Origin of the sequence: Natrarchaeobius oligotrophus, assembly GCF_003841465.1 — an archaeon.
In the GTDB taxonomy this organism is placed as follows: domain Archaea; phylum Halobacteriota; class Halobacteria; order Halobacteriales; family Natrialbaceae; genus Natrarchaeobius; species Natrarchaeobius oligotrophus.
This window is the reverse complement of sequence record NZ_REFZ01000063.1, coordinates 1-976: the sequence shown is the minus strand read 5'-3', so window position 1 is coordinate 976 and position 976 is coordinate 1. Positions and strand designations below refer to the sequence as shown.

The 976-nt window shown below is 57.3% G+C and carries 1 protein-coding gene; it reads right to left on the bottom strand.

Annotated features, from left to right (window positions below):
- Nucleotides 1-14: 14 nt before the first annotated feature.
- Entirely contained in the window at nt 15-974 is a 960-nt protein-coding gene (locus tag EA472_RS21845) for a transposase (RefSeq protein ID WP_124193554.1), read from the bottom strand.
- Nucleotides 975-976: the final 2 nt, after the last annotated feature.

Below are 976 nucleotides of genomic sequence, written 5' to 3'. Positions count from 1 at the left end.
TCATACAATTCATCTCATGCCACGAGCTTGGTTCGACCCGGATTTTCACCCTGTTCGTAGTTCGTGATGGCAACGATCACTCGGAGACACAGTCCAAGATACACTTCTACCCGCGCATGGGCGCGGCCTCGGGCGCGCAGCGTCCCGAGGCCGCAATCTGAACACGCACCAAACGTTCGTTCAACTTGCGTTCGGCGCTTGTACGTCTCAGCGAGGATCGAACGCTTGAGCGTGACATCCTCGGTAAATTCATTGATTCGGTCTTCGATGCGGTATTCGATATCGAGCGGATCAGTGGTGTTTCGTGCGTTGTACGGGGCGATCGGCACGACTCCTGCTTCCAGCAGGAAGTCGTGCCAATCGAGGATGTCGTAGCCACTGTCTCCAACCATCCAGATCGGCTGCTTGACGGCGAGCGCGTCACGTGTGACGCGTATCGCCGTCTCCTTCGAGGCCTGTTTGGCCTGCGTAAACTCCGCTGCGATCGGAATCTTTGGCCCTGTGGAAACGATCGACAGGCCGAACCCGTAGTAGTACTCTTCGGCCGTTGGGTCGTAGTTCCACGAAGCGTCATCGTTCCACGCGAGGGCTTCGAGATCAGTCGAATCGATTCGGAAGGTAGAGTCGAGCAGGCCGCAGGCAGCGGCCTGTTCGACGAGGTGGCTGAACACGTCGTCAACGACGAGTCCGAGATCGGTGAGGAAGCGATCGACCGCGTCTCTTGACGGCGGTCGATCGAAGCCACAGCTGAACCAGACGGCCGTATTCTGGAGTTCTCGGGTAACTGGACGAGGACCGTAGATCCCCTTGTAGTGGCAGTGAAGAAACCCTCTGAAGAGTTCTGGCGGATGGTGGTCTCGTGTTCGCCCCCGCTCATCGGGGGCGAACACGTCATACTCACTGAGAAAGTCAAAGTCGAGGTATTCGAAGAGCGGAAGCGTCTCGACTGCCACGAGATTAAAGAACTCGTCTATCC